This is a genomic window from Flavobacterium hercynium, from assembly GCF_002217285.1.
Taxonomy (GTDB): domain Bacteria; phylum Bacteroidota; class Bacteroidia; order Flavobacteriales; family Flavobacteriaceae; genus Flavobacterium; species Flavobacterium hercynium.
Genome location: NZ_MUGW01000012.1, coordinates 116,660 through 133,568, shown reverse-complemented (window position 1 = coordinate 133,568; position 16,909 = coordinate 116,660). Strand labels below are relative to the sequence as shown.

The window sequence follows — 16,909 nt, the reverse complement described above, 5'->3', positions numbered from 1 at the left end:
ATTTATTATAATCCGTTAAAAAAACTATTTTTGAATACTCTTTAAAAAAGATTGAAATGCAAAAAAATCCACACCTCCTATATACTATCTTATTTTTATTATTCTTTGGATGGAATGTAAATTCGCAAGAAAGATTACAACATCCTAAAACCGAATTTAGAGGTGTCTGGATAGCAACTGTTGTGAACATCGACTGGCCAAAAACGGCTACAGATGCAGTCGAAAAAGAAAAAGCCGATTATCTTGAAATTCTCGACACCTATAAAAAACTAAACTACAACGCCGTAATTGTACAAATTCGTAGCGTAGGTGATGCTTTTTACCCTTCAGAATTAGCGCCTTGGTCTCGTTTTCTAACCGGAAAAGAAGGTCAGGCACCTGCTCCTTATTATGATGCACTTGCCTGGATGATTGAAGAAGCCCACGTAAGAGGTTTTGAATTTCATGCGTGGATGAATCCGTATCGTGCTACGTTTGACTTAAACAAAAATCTTTTGAGCCCAACGCACGATGTTTTCAAACACCCGGAATGGATGATTGAGTATGGCGGAAAATTATATTACGATCCTGCTTTACCAGCCGTTCAGGAACATTTGACTAAAGTCGTAAAAGAAGTGGTTGACAAATATGATGTCGATGCCATTCATTTTGATGATTATTTTTATCCGTATGCCGTTGCCGGAAAAACATTTAACGATACTGCATCCTTCAAAAAATATGGTTCAGGTTTAACTCTTGGCGATTGGCGTCGTGCTAATGTGAGTAACTTTGTACACACGATTTCTACGACAATAAAAACGAGCAAACCCTGGGTTCAGTTCGGAATTAGTCCGTTTGGTGTTTGGCGTAACAAATCAATGGATCCAAAAGGTTCTGAGACACAATCAACTTCAAATTACGACGATCTTTATGCAGATCCTGTATTATGGATGGATCAAAAATGGATCGATTATATTATGCCTCAATTATACTGGAGTATGAATAATCCTCGTGCTTCGTATTCTAAACTAGTAAAATGGTGGTCTGAAAATTCTAATAACACAGCACTTTATATCGGACATGCTTCTTATAAAATCAGAAACGATGGCGACAAAAGCTGGAACTTTGCTGCTGAACTTCCAAATCAGGTAGATTTTGCGAGAAGTTTCAAAAAAGTAGGCGGAAGTTCTTATTACAGCGCTAAATGGTTTACAAGCAAAAACTTTGATGTGGTGCGTCTTTTAGGCGAAAATCAATATAAATATCCGGCACTTCCACCGGCAGTTCCAAATTTGAAGCGTATTGTAATTGACATTCCAACGGTGAACGAATTTTCAAAAGACAGTTTGTTCTTTAACTTCAACATCAAATCACCTTATAATACAAAAGTGCGTTATATTGTAATTTATGGAGCGGAGCATATTTCTAAAATCAATACAAACGATGCCACTCAAATTGTCGATAAAATAAAAGTTACAGAAACAGACAACAGCATTGCTTTTTCGATTCCAACATCAAAAATGAATAAATATAAAGCTTGTGCTGTGACATTTATTGATTATTTTGCGAACGAAAGTACTCCGACTACTATCGATTTAAAAAAGACATTTAAAATATACTCACCTGCGCAACCAAATGAAAACAGATAATACGCCGTGGTTCTGGATTCCGACACTTAACTTTGCATCTGGCTTGCCTTATGCTGTCATTATTTCCGTTTCGGTTTTAATGTATAAAAAACTCGGAATCAATAATGAAGATATTGGTGTTTACACCAGCTTATTATATTTACCATGGGTTATCAAACCTTTGTGGAGTCCGTTTATCGATCTGCACAGCACTAAACGAAAATGGTTTCTTGCCATGCAACTGGTGATTTCCATTGCCTTTATTATTGTTGGTTTTACTATTCCGTTAAATCAGTTTTTTATACTGAGTTTAGCTATTTTTTGGGTGGCTGCTTTTGCTTCTGCCTCCAATGATGTTGCCACAGATGGTTATTATTTACTGACTTTGGCCAAAGACCAGCAATCCTTTTTTTTAGGAATAAGAAGCACCTTTTATCGTCTTTCGCTTTTAGCCGGAAACGGACTTGTTGTACTTTTAGCCGGTTATTTAGAACATCAATACGCTGATAAAACAAAAGCCTGGTCGTATACCATGATTTTTGTTGGATTATTGATGGCAGCCTTAACCGTTTACAACTTTTTTACCACTCCAAAATCAGAAATAGTAAACCCTGAAATTGCATCTTCAGACGACAGTAAAAGTTTTACCTCTGTGTTTGTGAGCTTTTTCAAAAAGAAACAAATCGGAATTGTTCTTGCTTTTATTCTGGTCTTTCGATTAGGAGAATCACAATTGCTTAAAATGTTAACACCCTTTTTAGTCGACCCTGTAAATGTGGGCGGAATGGGATTAGAAACAGAAGATGTAGGTTTAATTTACGGAACATTTGGTGTTCTGTCGTTAACTATTGGCGGAATTCTGGGCGGAATTGCAATCTCCAAACAAGGATTAACCAAATGGATGCTGCCTATGATTCTGGCTATGCACTTGCCTATTCTTGGTTTTGTTTTACTGGCGCATTTTCATCCCACCTCAATTTATTATATTTACGCCGTTGTAATTATAGAGCAATTTGGCTACGGATTTGGTTTTGCTTCTTTTATGATGTTTTTGATACATGTTGCCGAAGGAGAATCTAAAACCTCACATTATGCGCTCGCAACAGGTTTTATGGCATTAGGAATGATGCTTCCGGGAATGGTAAGTGGATTTATACAGAAGTATCTGGGATACGGAAACTTCTTCATTTGGGTCTTTCTTGCTACAATTCCAGGAATTATTTTATCACGTTTTTTAATTTTCCCGAAAGACTTTGGGAAAAAATCTGAAGAAGTTTAAACCCCAAATCAAACATCTTACATATGGAAATCAATGAGAATTTGCAGGCCGAACGCAACCTTAAAGGATCTGAGTTCGAGAAAACAGGAAATTTAGATCAGGCAATTGAATTATATGAGGAAAATGTCGAGGAAAGCTTTAAAGGAAATCATCCTTATGATCGGTTAGCGACGATTTACAAAAACCAAAACGATATCGAAAACGAAATTCGCGTATTAGAAAAAGCAATTGTAGTTTTTGAAGAAATTACCATCGAAGACAGAATCGAAGGATTACCTAAACTTTTTCGATTTAAAAACCGACTTGAAAAAGCATTGTACACGAAAGCACAGCTTGCCAAACAAAAGAAAAGCAAACTGAAATAAAAATAAAACCATTCTAATTCCTGCATCATGATCCGTTTAAAAAGAACCAATTCTGACGATATCGATTTTATAAATCTGGTAGCTTTATTAGATCAGGATTTAAAAATCAGAGACGGAGAAGAACACGGTTTCTATAATCAATTCAATAAAATTGATAAAATAAAGCACGCCATTGTACTTTATGAAAATGACATTGCTGTAGGTTGTGGCGCTTTTAGAGAAAAAGAAAATTACAGCGTCGAAATCAAACGTATGTATGTTTCTCCGGATCATCGCAAAAAAGGAATCGCCTCTCAGGTTTTAACAGCATTGGAACTTTGGGCAAAGGAACTAAATTATCCTTTCACCGTTTTAGAAACCGGAAAAAAACAACCTGAAGCTATTGCATTATATCAAAAATCGGGTTATGCCGAAATTCCTAATTATCCCCCATACGAGAACATTGAAAACAGTGTTTGCATGAAAAAGACTTTACAATAATGAAAATAACAACTCAAGGATTAGAAAAAAAAATAGGGCAATTCTTTTTTCCTGCCGTTTTTATAAACGATACCGAAGAAAACATTCAGGAAACAGAACGTTTAATCAAAGAACACAACATTGGCGGACTAACCTTTTTTCATAGTCGTGCCAGCGCTGCTACGAACTACGAAAGCAAAAACAAAGTCGTTTTTAATGATGATAGTTACCAAAAAATTAAAGACCTAATCATTCGTTATCAAAAAGCCGCTTCTACCCCACTTTTAATCAGCATTGATGCCGAATGGGGCTTAGCCATGCGCATCGAAAAAACACCACAATATCCGTACGCTATAACACTTGGCGCTTTGCCTGAAAACAAAGCCGAACTCGTTTACCAAGTAGGAAAGCAAATTGGTTTAGATCTTAAATCAGCGGGAATACATTATAATTTATCGCCTTTGGCAGACATCAACAATAATCCTAACAATCCCGTTATTGGCTATCGTTCTTTTGGCGAGCACAAAGAAAAGGTCGCAAACTTTGCAGTCGAATATCTTAAAGGAATGTCTGAAGTTGGTATTTTAGGTTGTCTAAAACACTTTCCCGGACACGGAAACACCAATGTCGATTCGCATTTAGGATTGCCTGTACTAAACGAAACCTTAGAAGAATTACTGGAAAACGAATTGTATCCTTTTATTAAAGGAATCGAAAACAACGTCGACTCCATCATGATTGGACATTTAGCCGTTCCAAGTTTAAACGAAGGAAAAAACACATCGGCAACCTTATCAAAACCTATAATCGAAACCCTTTTACGTCAACAATTAGGTTATGATGGTTTAGTAATTTCTGATGCCTTAAACATGCACAGTGTTTCTAAACTTTATGAAACCAAAGGCGAATTAGAATGGGAAGCCTTTAATGCAGGAAACGATATTTTATGCTTTGCAGAAAATGTTCCCGAAGGTATCGAAGCCATTCTTAAAAATGCTTCACCGGAACGTATCGAAGAAAGTTTTAACCGAATTATGAAAGCCAAACAAAAAGTTGGCATTCTAACTCCTAATGATTTTACTTCAGGTGAATTAAATTTCGAAAAAGCATCGGCATTAAACCTTGAAATTGCTCAAAATTCCATTACAAAAATCATTGATCACTCAAGCAGCCAAACAGCATTTGAAGCACACAAAAACAACAAGTTAGTAAAACTTAGTTTGTATAAAAATACCGAAAACACATTTTTTAAAACTTTAAATTCTGAATTACATTCTCCTGAATTTGCTTTCGAAAATCTAGCCAATTCCGATATAAAAGCAATCGAAAAAGAACTTGAAAATTTCGACACCATCATTATTTCTTTATTTGTTCCAAAAGCAAAACCGCTGAATAATTTTGATGTCGATAATGAGGTTTTCGCATTGCTATCCAATTTATTGCAAAACAAAAAATGCATTCTCTATGTATTTGGAAACCCGTATGTTTTGCCTCTAATTTCTCACCTTAAAAAAGCAATCGGACTTTTTGAAGTGTATCAGGATTTTACCGAGTTTCAAAAAGTTGCGGGAATTCAATTTCTTGAAAATAGTTCATGCCCAGGAAATCTACCCGTAAATATTGAACTTCAATAACTTACAAAACCACACTTCAAAACAATAACAAAAAACTATTACGAAATAAATTTTTATAATTACTTCTTATTGTAAGAAACATTACTTATTGCCTACTTTTGCACCAGAAACTAAATTTTTAATTTAAAACGAAAAATATGTCTTTAGTAGGAAAAAAATTTCCAAGTATTGCAGTAGATGCTATCTCAGAAATGGGTGATAATTTAAAAATCAACATCTTTGAAGAAGCAGTAAACAACAACAAAAAAGTAGTATTGTTTTGGTACCCAAAAGATTTTACTTTCGTATGTCCAACTGAATTACACGCCTTTCAAGCTGCATTACCAGAATTTGAAAAAAGAAATACAATCGTAATCGGAGCTTCATGCGACACAAACGAAGTACACTTTGCGTGGTTAAATACTCCAAAAAACAACGGTGGTATCGAAGGTGTTACTTACCCAATCTTAGCTGATACAAACCGTAACTTAGCAAACATTTTAGGTATCCTTGATATCGAATCTACAAGCTACAGCGAAGAAACTGATTCAGTAGTAATCGAAGGTTCAAACGTAACTTACAGAGCTACTTACCTAATCGACGAAACTGGAAAAATCTTCCACGAAAGTGTAAACGATATGCCATTAGGACGTAACGTAAACGAGTACTTACGTATGGTAGATGCTTACACACACATTCAGGAAAAAGGTGAAGTTTGTCCTGCAAACTGGGAAGCTGGAAAAGAAGCAATGAGTGCAGACAGAATTAGTACAGCTGAATACTTAAGCGCAAACTAATTTTTTATAAAGGTACAAAGGTTCATAGGTACAGAGTGGCAAAGGTTTCTTTGCACAATCTACAAAGTTTTTAAACTTTGTACCCTTGAACCTTTGCTACTATAATACTTCTAAAAAAAATCGGTAAAGCTCACACAACAAAGCCTTTTTGTTACAATCATTTTACGAAGTTATAAAACTTTGTCCCTTTGAGCCTTTGCCACTTTGAACCTTAAAAAAAACAACATGTTAATCGACTTAAACGAAGATACGTTAGCAGATTTAGTTGCTAAAAACGAAAAAGTAGTAGTACAATATTCAGCTTCATGGTGCGGAAACTGCCGTATTATGAAACCAAAATTCAAAAAATTAGCAACAGAAAATGAAGCTATCACTTTTGTTTTGGTTGATGCTGAAAATTCACCGGAATCAAGAAAGTTAGCCAACGTAAGCAACCTGCCTACTTTTGCGACTTTTGTAAACGGACAATTAGTTGGAGAAACACAAACCAACAAACAAGAAGTTTTAATCGATTTGGTAAACGCAATCGCTTAAATAGAGCTTAGATTTTTAGACTGTTAGATTTTTCGAATCTTTATCTAAAAATCGAATCATCCAATAATCTAGCAATCTAACAATCAACAAAATGAAGTTACCAGTAATAAAACAATTAACCCAATTCATCGAAGAAAACGATCAGGATTACATCATTGAAACCATTGAAGTACTTGAAGCGATGACCGAAATTCCTTCATTAAAAGATGAAGAATTAGATGTAATTGGCGAATTAATTTCCAATATGTATGGTGCACTCGAAGTACACAAAATGGTAGTTCAGGGCACAGACAAAAAAGAAGCTCTAAATGCGTTTATGAAACGCGTTTTGGGTTCGATCGATAAATAATCGGCACAATTTTCTGAGAATAAAAACATGACACAAGAAAGCGTTTCTAAAAAAGAAGCGCTTTTTTTATGAGCATAATATAATTTGGGCGAGACACCATTAGAAAAAGGGGCTGCCTTTCTTTGTCTTCATTCGCCCCTTTCCCCAATGCTGTCGGGCTATCCGCGCTACTTCGGTAGCCAGCTCCTATCCCTCTCGCGAGCAACCAATTTGTTATCGTTAGCAACAACAAATACTTTTAGATTCAAATATTAATCCTTACTTTTGAGCCTCATTTTAATTTAAACAAACATCATGGCTTCAATAACATTAGGAGGAAATCCAGTTCATACTTCAGGAGAATTACCAACAGTTGGATCACAATTAGCTGATTTCAAATTAGTACAAAACGATTTATCAGTTGCTTCATTAAGTACTTTTGCTGGTAAAAAATTAGTTTTAAACATTTTCCCAAGTGTAGATACAGGAACTTGTGCTGCTTCTGTTAGAAAATTCAACGAAAGTGCAAGCAACTTAGAGAACACAACAGTTTTATGTATCTCAAGAGATTTACCATTTGCTCAAAAACGTTTTTGTGGTGCAGAAGGATTAGAAAACGTAGTAAACTTATCTGATTTTCAAGCAGGAACTTTCGGAAAAGCAAACGGTTTAGAAATTACAGACGGACCATTGGCAGGTTTACACTCAAGAGTTATTATTGTAGTTGATGCTAACGGAAAAGTATTGCATACAGAACAAGTTGCTGAAATTGCAAATGAGCCAAATTACGAAGCGGCTTTAGCAGCACTATAAATTATATCATTTACAAATGAAGTTTCAAAAAGATAACACTTTTGTTACAGGCCGTTTAAAAAGCATGTCATATGCTTTTAACGGCGCTGTAAAACTTATCAGAACAGAACACAGCATCATGGTCCAATTCTCATTGGGAATTATCATGACCATTGCCGGATTCTGTTTGCACATTACACCAACCGAATGGCTTTTTCAAACAATGGCAATCGGATTAGTAATGAGTATCGAAGGATTAAATACAGCAGTTGAAAAAATTGCTGATTTTATTCATCCCGATTATCACCAAAGAATCGGATTCATCAAAGATATTGCTGCAGGAGCGGTATTTTTTGCCGCAATGACAGCAATAGCAATTGGTTTGATCATTTATATTCCAAAATTTATTTAGGCAATACGTAACGCAAGAATGGCAAAAACAAAAAAAGAAACTGCAGAAAAAAAAACAGCATCAAAAATCGGGAGTTTAATATCCTGGAGACCTAACAAACAACAACGCTTTGTTTTAGGCTGTCTTTTGATACTATTTTCTATCGCACTATTAGTAGCATTCATCTCCTTCTACATCAACGGACAAGCTGACCAAAGCGCTGTTAGCCGACTTGGCGATCGCTCTGAGGTTGTTCAAAACTGGCTCGGAAAATTTGGAGCCTTTTTATCAGATCTTATTGTATACAAAGGATTTGGAATCGCTGCCTTTATATTTGTGCGTCTTTTTTTCCTTACCGGAATGTTTTTGGCTCTAGAGCTAGCTTTGAGAAAGCTTAAAAATATTTGGTTTTGGGACCTTTTTGCTATTATCATCGTTTCTGTTCTCTTCGGATTTTTTGCTACATCAGCACCCGAATTAGGCGGAACAATTGGTTACGAACTAAATTTATTTGCACAAGATTATATCGGAAAAACAGGAACGCTCCTAGCCCTTCTGTTTGGACTAATTATTTATTTGATTTTCAAAATCAAATTATCTCCTGAAAAAATTCAGTCATACTTTGATTCTACTAAAAAAGATTTAAAATCAGAGCTTAATGCTCTAAAAACAGCAAAACAACCTGAAAGTGCTTATAACTTAGAAGAATTTGCTGTTGTAAAAGAAGAAATTATAGAAGAAGATCCGGAATTAGACAACATTCACCTTAAAACGAATGATACTCAATTCGAACTCAATAAAGAGGCTCTAAAACCTACGATTATGAATTCGTCTGAGTTGGAATTAAATCCGGTTGTCAAACCTCTTCAAATGAACATTAATCCAATATCACAACCTCCTGTTCATACAGAAGAGTTTGTTATTGAAAAAGCCGAAGAAGAAGATATTATCGAAGAAAACCTGGCATCACGCTTAGTAGCTGATTTCGGTTTATTCGACCCTACCCTTGATTTATCGCACTATAAATTTCCAACAATTGACTTATTAAAAGAATATTCAACTGGAGGAATTACAATCAATCAAGAAGAATTAGAAGAAAACAAAAACAAAATTGTAGATACACTTCGTAACTACAAAATTGAAATTGCCCAAATAAAAGCGACCGTTGGACCATCTGTAACGTTATACGAGATTGTACCGGAAGCAGGAATCAGAATTTCTAAAATCAAAAGTCTTGAAGATGATATTGCCTTGTCATTATCCGCTTTAGGAATTCGTATTATCGCGCCAATCCCAGGAAAAGGAACAATTGGTATCGAGGTTCCAAACAAAAACCCAACCATGGTTTCTATGAAGAGCGTAATTGGTTCTGCTAAATTTCAAGAAGCCGAAATGGAATTACCAATTGCTTTAGGAAAAACCATTTCTAACGAAACCTTTGTTGTCGATCTTGCGAAAATGCCTCACTTACTGATGGCGGGAGCAACAGGACAAGGAAAATCGGTTGGATTAAATGCAGTTTTAACCTCTCTTTTATACAAAAAACATCCTGCTGAAGTAAAATTCGTGCTGGTAGATCCAAAAAAGGTAGAACTTACCCTTTTCAACAAAATTGAAAGACATTACCTGGCTAAACTTCCAGATACCGAAGATGCCATTATTACCGACAACGCCAAAGTAGTTAACACACTTAACTCTCTTTGTGTCGAAATGGACAATCGTTATTCGCTATTGAAGGATGCGATGGTGCGTAATATCAAAGAATACAACGAAAAATTCAAATCGAGAAAATTAAATCCCGAAGCAGGTCACCGCTTCTTACCTTATATCATTCTGGTAGTCGATGAGTTCGCAGATTTAATTATGACTGCCGGTAAAGAAGTCGAAATTCCGATTGCCCGTCTGGCTCAGTTGGCGCGTGCTATTGGTATTCACTTAATCATAGCAACACAAAGACCATCGGTAAACGTAATTACCGGTTTAATCAAAGCCAATTTCCCTGCAAGAATCGCTTTTAGAGTAACGTCTAAAATTGACTCGAGAACTATTTTAGATACTCAAGGAGCCGACCAGTTAATTGGACGCGGAGATTTACTATACACTAACGGAAATGATGTGGTACGTGTACAATGTGCCTTTATCGATACACCTGAGGTTGAAAAAATTACAGATTTTATTGGTTCACAAAAAGCATACGCCACAGCTTATTTACTTCCAGAGTTCGTTGGAGAAGAAACTGGCATTAATCTTGATATGGATATTTCTGATAGAGATACCTTATTTAAAGAAGCCGCTGAGATTATTGTCAATGCACAGCAAGGTTCTGCTTCTTTACTGCAAAGAAAATTAAAACTAGGATACAACAGAGCCGGTCGTTTGATCGATCAGCTGGAAGCAGCCGGAATTGTTGGTCCGTTTGAAGGCAGTAAAGCACGAAGCGTTAACATTTCGGACTTAAGTGCTCTTGATCAATTTTTTAACAATGAACAAAACTAATTCAATCATGAAAACAACAATTCAAGAAATCAAAAACAATTCTATCATCAACATGAGCAAAAAGTGTTTGCAAATGGCAATTGTATTGCTTTTAAGCTTCACTTCTATTCAGGCACAGGATAAAAAAGCCAAAGATTTATTGAACGAAGTAACTTCAAAAATCAAAAGTTACGATAATATTGCTATTGACTTTAAATACTCTTTAAACAACAGTAAAGAAAACATCAATCAGGACAGCAAAGGAAATGTAGTAATGAAAGGAAATCAATATGTTTTGAATTTCATGGGTGTTACTAAAATTTTCGACGGTCAAAAAACATATACAATCGTTCCAGAAGACGAAGAAGTTACGATCTCTAAAGTAAATGAAAAAGACGATACGGCTATTACACCTTCAAAAATGTTAACCTTTTTCAATTCCGGATATAAATTCAACATGGATATCGTTCAGAATGTAAAAGGAAGAAAAATTCAATATATAAAATTAGCACCTACAAACGCAAAAGATCAAAGAAAAGAGATTCTTTTAGGTATTGATGTTCAGACAAAACACATCTACAATTTGATTGAAACGGGTAAAAATGGAACAAAAACAACTTTAACCGTTAATTCTTTTAAAACCAATCAGCCTTTATCAAAAAATCAATTTACATTTGTAGCGAGCAAATATCCAAAATACTACATCAATAAATTAGATTAATTACAAGGTTGAAAATTTTAGACAAATACTTACTAAAAACATTTCTGATTACATTTGCTACGGTATTTGTAATCCTTTTTTTTATATTCATACTTCAGACCGTCTGGCTTTTTATCGCAGAACTTGCAGGTAAAGATCTTGACTTGATGTTAGTTATAAAATTCCTGCTTTTCTCAATGCCCCGAATAATTCCGTTGGTTTTACCACTTTCGGTTTTATTAGCCTCTATCATGAGTTTCGGAAATCTAGCCGAAAATTATGAGTTTGCAGCAATGAAATCTTCAGGAATATCACTTCAGAGAGCCATGCGCCCTTTGACTGTTTTTATATTAATTTTAAGTATCGTCGCGTTTTGGTTCGCCAATAATGTGATTCCGTATGCCGAATATAAATTCATCAACTTTAGAAAAAACATCGCTCAGGCTAAACCTGCAATGGCAATTGCCGAAGGTCAGTTTAATGACGTTGGTACTTACAATATTAAAGTCAATAAAAAATCAGGCGAAAACGGAAACATTCTGACTGGCGTTACCATCCATGAAAAAGCAAATAACATGGGTGAAAACAAAACGGTTATAAAAGCAAAAGATGGTGAATTAATTAGTAGTGAGAAATCCAGTATTCTTAAATTAGTTTTGAATGACGGTTACTATTATCAGGATGTCGTTCCTAAAAAATTTGAGGATCGTACAAAACTTCCCTTTGTAAAAGCGGCATTCAAAAAGCAAATCATCAACATTGATCTATCTGATTTAAGTAAAATCGATGAAGATAAAGAAAATGTGAGTGGAACAAATGGAATGCTGAATATTAACGAATTACGCTATACGCTTGATTCTTTAAACAAAAACTACAAAAACGAGATTGTATCCTTTACTGAAAACATCAATCAGCGAGTTGGACTTAAATTCTCACCAAAAATAAAAAAGACTGAGAAAAAGAAAAAAGCACTTCCTAATAATCTTTTATCAATTTATAACAACAAACAAAAAGCTGACATTTTAAGAATGGCCAGCAGTACTGTTACCAATAACATCTACTCAATAGAAGCCACTCAAAAAGAATTAAAAGACAAGCAAAGAGACATTAACAAACATTATACAGCGCTTTACGAAAAATTCGTAATTGCATTTGCTTGTTTCTTAATGTTTTTTATTGGAGCTCCTTTAGGTGCTATTATCCGAAAAGGCGGACTTGGTTTACCTATTGTATTCGCCATTTTAATTTTTATTACCTTCCACTTCATCAATACTTTTGGAAAAAGATTATCACAAGAAGGCGGAATGTCTCCTTTTCTTGGCTGTTGGATGTCGTCTTTTATCTTAGCACCATTGGCTATACTATTAACGTATCGTGCAACAAATGACAACGGACTTATTAGTTTTGATGTAATTACAGATCCGTTTGTAAAACTGTTCAACAAATTCAGTAAAGAATTTAGCTTTAAAGAAGAAATCATTACACTAGATTCAATTGAATTTAATACTGAAAGCGAAGAATATCTGAAATATTCAAAAATGGAAGATTCAGTTCTAATACGAATTGTAAAAAATGCAGAACAATTTGAATATACATCAGATCAGCGTATCACGATCTTAAAAATTCTTGAAACCAGAGGTATAACGCAAGATGATCTTTTAGCTGCAGGCGATTTGTACAATTTGAATTATTTCAAGTTGAAATATTACTTTAAGTTATTCCAAAATCAAAGTATTATAATATTCATTTTATACGCTATTAGTATTGGTCTCTCAGCAATAAGACCTCTAAGCTTTAAAATTGTTATTATACAGTTAGTCTGTCTAATTTTGTTTTACGTACTCGTTAACAAATCAAACAAAACTTTATCTGAAATCAGTAAAATTACAAACAAGTCAAATTTCATCAATCCTTACATAACACTAATTCTGGGATTCCCTTTATACATCTTTTTTTACTTCTACAATAAAAACAAGATCAAAGAAATTCTTGCAGAATTCAACAAATAACAACACACATTTACAATGTCAACAACAAAAATACAACTGAATACCATTGAGGAAGCAATAGAAGATATTCGTCAAGGTAAAGTAATCATTGTAGTCGATGATGAAGATCGCGAAAATGAAGGCGACTTTTTAGCTGCTGCTGAAAAAGTAACACCTGAAATGATTAACTTCATGGCTACTCACGGACGTGGTTTAATTTGTACGCCACTTACCGAAAGCCGTTGCAAGGAACTTGATTTACGCGCAATGGTTACCAATAATACTGATCACATGGAAACTGCTTTTACAGTTTCTATCGATTTAAAAGGAAACGGAGTAACAACAGGAATATCTGCTGCTGACCGTTCTAAAACTGTCGAAGCTTTAGTTGATCCTAATACAAAACCACATGACTTAGCACGTCCAGGACATATTTTCCCATTAATCGCTAAACAAGGCGGAGTGTTAAGAAGAACCGGACATACAGAAGCTGCGATTGATTTTGCGAGATTGGCCGGATTTAAACCTGCCGGAGTTATTTGCGAAATCTTAAACGAAGACGGAACAATGTCGCGTTTGCCTGAACTTATAAAAGTGGCTAAGAAATTTAATTTAAAATTAGTTTCTATTGAAGATCTAGTAGCTTACAGAATGCAACACGATAGCTTAATTGTAAAAAAAGAAGATTTCGATATCGAAACTCGTTTTGGAACTTTTAGACTGCGTGCGTACGAGCAAACTACGAATAAACAAATACATATTGCTTTAACAAAAGGAACATGGAATCTGGGAGAACCTATTCTAACCAGAATTCACTCTTCGCAAGTAAACAATGACTTATTAGGTACTTTGACCAACAATGCAGAGCAACAATTAGACGATATGTTCAAAGTGATTAATGAAAACGGTAAAGGTGCCGTAATTTTCATCAATCAGGACATGCAGGTTAATTTACTAAACAGAATTGCTGAGCTTAAAAATCTACAGGCCGAAGGTACAATGGAAGCTCCAAAAGTCATCATTGATAGCAAGGATTATGGAATTGGCGCTCAAATCTTACATGACATTGATATTTCTAAAATTAGATTAGTTTCTAATACAGAACAAACAAAACGTGTGGGAATGATTGGATATGGACTTGAAATTACTGATTACGTAAATTACTAATATATGGGAACAGTAGAAGAAAGAATTATAAAATCAGAAACGCGTATTTTTAAAGCAGTTTTTCCGAGTACAACGAATCATTACGACACTTTATTTGGAGGAACTGCATTGCATTTAATGGATGAAGTTGCATTTATTTGCGCTACCCGTTTTAGCCGCAAAAAAGTAGTTACGATTTCTACAGGCCAAATTGACTTTAAAAAAGCAATTCCGGCAGGTACTTTAATCGAATTAGTTGCAAAAGTGGATAGCGTTGGAAGAACAAGCTGCAAAATTCATGTTGATATTTTTATGGAACAAATGTATTCTGAACTTCGCGAAACCGTAGTTTCAGGAACTTTTTCGTTTGTTGCTGTTGATGAAAACAAGAAACCAACACCAATATTAGACGATTTAGAATAAATTTTAAAAAAATATAATTTTCATAAATACTGATAATTAGATATTTAAAAGTTATTTGAAAAAACTTCGAAAAAAACTTCGAAAAAAGTTCTGAGAACCGAAAAAGCGTCTTATATTTGCACTCGCAATCACACAACGATTGCGACATACTGGAGAAATGGCAGAGCGGTCGAATGCGGCAGTCTTGAAAACTGTTGACTGTAACAGGTCCGGGGGTTCGAATCCCTCTTTCTCCGCCAGTAGAAGTTTCAAAAGAAACTTTAAAAGTCAAAAGCCTTTAAACACTAGTGTTTAAAGGCTTTTTTGTTTTTACACACTTTTCAAAAAGCACATGTTTTATCAAAAAACGGTTACCCTATTAGTTACCCAGTCATTTTTTGAATCTTTTTTCTAAAAAATGGGTAACTAAAAAGAAAGAATTCCCCGGGAATTCCCTGCTATCAATGGGCTCTCTTAAAATTTTTAATTCAATTTGATTATTAATTTTAAAACTAGATAACATGTTAAAAGTAATTTTTTACCAGAAATCCGACAGAGTAAACAAGAACGGCGAATCTCCCATCTATGCGCGTTTGAGTTACAATGACAGACAAATTTCAATGTCAACCGGACAAGCCATCTTAAAAGAAAGGTGGGCCAGCACTAATAACCTTAGAAACCAGCTTAAAATTGAAAAGGAAATAGTAATCAAAAATCTACTAGATCTTTTCCAGCTTAATGCAGCCAAAAAATTCACTGAACTCTTCAGAATTGATCCTGAGGTTAACCTTCAATTATTAAAAGCTGAAATTACAGGCAAAGCCCAAATAGAACAGCCACAAGGGCCTACCATAATTGAAATTTTGGAAACATACAATATATATTTCACCAAAAGAGTGAGCTCGGGAGAACGTGCTCCAGCCTCACTGCAGAAATACAAAAGAGCCAAAGATCTGCTTTTAAACTTCATTAGCAGCACCTACAAACAAGAAGACATGTTAGCATCTGAGTTATCAAGCTCGTTTGTATTTAAACTGGAGCAGTTCCTTAAATATGACAGCAGTTTTAAAGATCAGACAGGCATCAAAAACAATTCGGTGGTAAAATATATGAAGATGTATAAAACTGCCTGCAATTACGCCATTAAAATGGACTTGATCATAAAAAACCCATTCAACATTTATGACGGCAGGCTGAGCGTAAAAGATGCTGTTTTCCTAACCCAGCAGGAACTGAATACAATCGAGAACAAAATATTTCCAACTCCCCGTCTGGAAAAGGTGAAGGATATATTCCTTTTCAGCTGCTACACAGGTTATGCCCCTGTCGATGCCTTGGAGCTGACCGAAAGAAACTTATCAGAAGATTCGACAGGAAATTTATGGATTATGACCAGCAGAGCCAAAACTGCCATTAGAGCCAATGTCCCAGTACTGCCTACTGTTGATAAAATTATTTCTAAATATAAAAACCAACAAAAAGGTCTTGTCCCGAAAATTTCCAATCAGAAAATGAATGCTTATCTTAAGGAAATCGCTGATGTCTGCGGCATAAGTAAACATCTTACCTGGTATGTTGCCAGACACACATTTGCTACCACGGTCACTCTAGGAAACGGAGTAAGACTGGAGAACGTATCAGCTATGATGGGACATACCAATACCAAGCAGACACAGCATTATGCAAAAGTTTTGGATGTAAACATTATGGAAGATATGGAGAAACTGAAATCTAAGTTTAGGTGACATACGCTTACCAAGAGACTTCTGAATCTAAGTCTCTTAAAGAGCTTTAATCCATTTAGAGTAAAAAAGTAAACTGAAACACATTATATGTTTTGCAGTACATTTCCAATTGCGTCCGCAATGCGGACGCAATTAACATTGACACAAAAAAGTATAGTCTTTTAGTTTTTAAAGTTTATCCTGTTTACTAATTTAAACACGTTTACATGTACTAATTGAACGACAGGAAAAAGATAGAGCCGATTTACGGTACTTAATTGATTAAATATCTTGCAGAAGAATAACAGC

General features: G+C 35.0%; 15 protein-coding genes, 1 tRNA gene and 1 pseudogene. All 17 read left to right on the top strand.

Annotated elements, in window-relative coordinates:
• Window positions 1–56 precede the first annotated feature (56 nt).
• Window positions 57–1,628, top strand: a complete 1,572-nt coding sequence (locus B0A66_RS06265; protein ID WP_089048995.1) for a glycoside hydrolase family 10 protein — start codon at window positions 57–59, stop codon at window positions 1,626–1,628.
• Window positions 1,615–2,886 (top strand): MFS transporter, encoded by a 1,272-nt coding sequence (locus B0A66_RS06260; protein ID WP_089048994.1) that lies wholly within the window; start codon window positions 1,615–1,617, stop codon window positions 2,884–2,886. The genes B0A66_RS06265 and B0A66_RS06260 overlap by 14 nt, the downstream gene beginning before the upstream one ends.
• Window positions 2,887–2,909: 23 nt before the next feature.
• Entirely contained in the window at window positions 2,910–3,251 is a 342-nt protein-coding gene (locus B0A66_RS06255) for a tetratricopeptide repeat protein (RefSeq protein ID WP_089048993.1), read from the top strand.
• Between the two features lie 27 nt (window positions 3,252–3,278).
• Window positions 3,279–3,731, top strand: a complete 453-nt coding sequence (locus tag B0A66_RS06250) for a GNAT family N-acetyltransferase (RefSeq protein WP_089048992.1) — start codon at window positions 3,279–3,281, stop codon at window positions 3,729–3,731.
• The gene (locus B0A66_RS06245) at window positions 3,731–5,344 is read left to right on the top strand and encodes a glycoside hydrolase family 3 protein (RefSeq protein ID WP_089048991.1); all 1,614 of its coding nucleotides are present in this window, start codon (window positions 3,731–3,733) and stop codon (window positions 5,342–5,344) included. Before B0A66_RS06250 ends, B0A66_RS06245 begins: the two co-directional genes overlap by 1 nt.
• A gap of 137 nt (window positions 5,345–5,481) precedes the next feature.
• Window positions 5,482–6,120, top strand: coding sequence for a peroxiredoxin (locus tag B0A66_RS06240; protein WP_089048990.1), 639 nt, complete (start codon window positions 5,482–5,484; stop codon window positions 6,118–6,120).
• 225 nt (window positions 6,121–6,345) lie between these two features.
• Window positions 6,346–6,654, top strand: coding sequence for a thioredoxin family protein (locus tag B0A66_RS06235; RefSeq protein ID WP_007805605.1), 309 nt, complete (start codon window positions 6,346–6,348; stop codon window positions 6,652–6,654).
• A 91-nt stretch (window positions 6,655–6,745) separates the two neighbouring features.
• On the top strand, window positions 6,746–7,003 hold the full coding sequence (locus B0A66_RS06230) for a DUF6952 family protein (RefSeq protein WP_017495510.1): 258 nt from the start codon (window positions 6,746–6,748) through the stop codon (window positions 7,001–7,003).
• Between the two features lie 294 nt (window positions 7,004–7,297).
• Window positions 7,298–7,795, top strand: a complete 498-nt coding sequence (tpx, locus tag B0A66_RS06220; protein WP_089048988.1) for a thiol peroxidase — start codon at window positions 7,298–7,300, stop codon at window positions 7,793–7,795.
• A gap of 16 nt (window positions 7,796–7,811) precedes the next feature.
• Window positions 7,812–8,186, top strand: a complete 375-nt coding sequence (locus B0A66_RS06215; RefSeq protein WP_089048987.1) for a diacylglycerol kinase family protein — start codon at window positions 7,812–7,814, stop codon at window positions 8,184–8,186.
• A gap of 18 nt (window positions 8,187–8,204) precedes the next feature.
• Window positions 8,205–10,661, top strand: a complete 2,457-nt coding sequence (locus B0A66_RS06210) for a DNA translocase FtsK (protein WP_089048986.1) — start codon at window positions 8,205–8,207, stop codon at window positions 10,659–10,661.
• A 7-nt stretch (window positions 10,662–10,668) separates the two neighbouring features.
• Window positions 10,669–11,361: a LolA family protein gene (locus B0A66_RS06205; protein WP_089049019.1), complete on the top strand. Its 693-nt coding sequence runs from the start codon at window positions 10,669–10,671 to the stop codon at window positions 11,359–11,361.
• A gap of 8 nt (window positions 11,362–11,369) precedes the next feature.
• A pseudogene (locus B0A66_RS06200) lies at window positions 11,370–12,800 on the top strand (LptF/LptG family permease); the annotation flags it as partial.
• Between the two features lie 564 nt (window positions 12,801–13,364).
• On the top strand, window positions 13,365–14,495 hold the full coding sequence (gene ribB, locus B0A66_RS06195; RefSeq protein ID WP_089048985.1) for a 3,4-dihydroxy-2-butanone-4-phosphate synthase: 1,131 nt from the start codon (window positions 13,365–13,367) through the stop codon (window positions 14,493–14,495).
• A gap of 3 nt (window positions 14,496–14,498) precedes the next feature.
• The gene (locus tag B0A66_RS06190; RefSeq protein ID WP_089048984.1) at window positions 14,499–14,897 is read left to right on the top strand and encodes an acyl-CoA thioesterase; all 399 of its coding nucleotides are present in this window, start codon (window positions 14,499–14,501) and stop codon (window positions 14,895–14,897) included.
• A 151-nt stretch (window positions 14,898–15,048) separates the two neighbouring features.
• Window positions 15,049–15,136: transfer RNA gene (locus B0A66_RS06185), tRNA-Ser, on the top strand.
• A gap of 261 nt (window positions 15,137–15,397) precedes the next feature.
• A complete protein-coding gene (locus B0A66_RS06180) occupies window positions 15,398–16,621 on the top strand; it encodes a site-specific integrase (RefSeq protein ID WP_089048983.1) in 1,224 nt (407 codons plus the stop codon).
• Window positions 16,622–16,909: the final 288 nt, after the last annotated feature.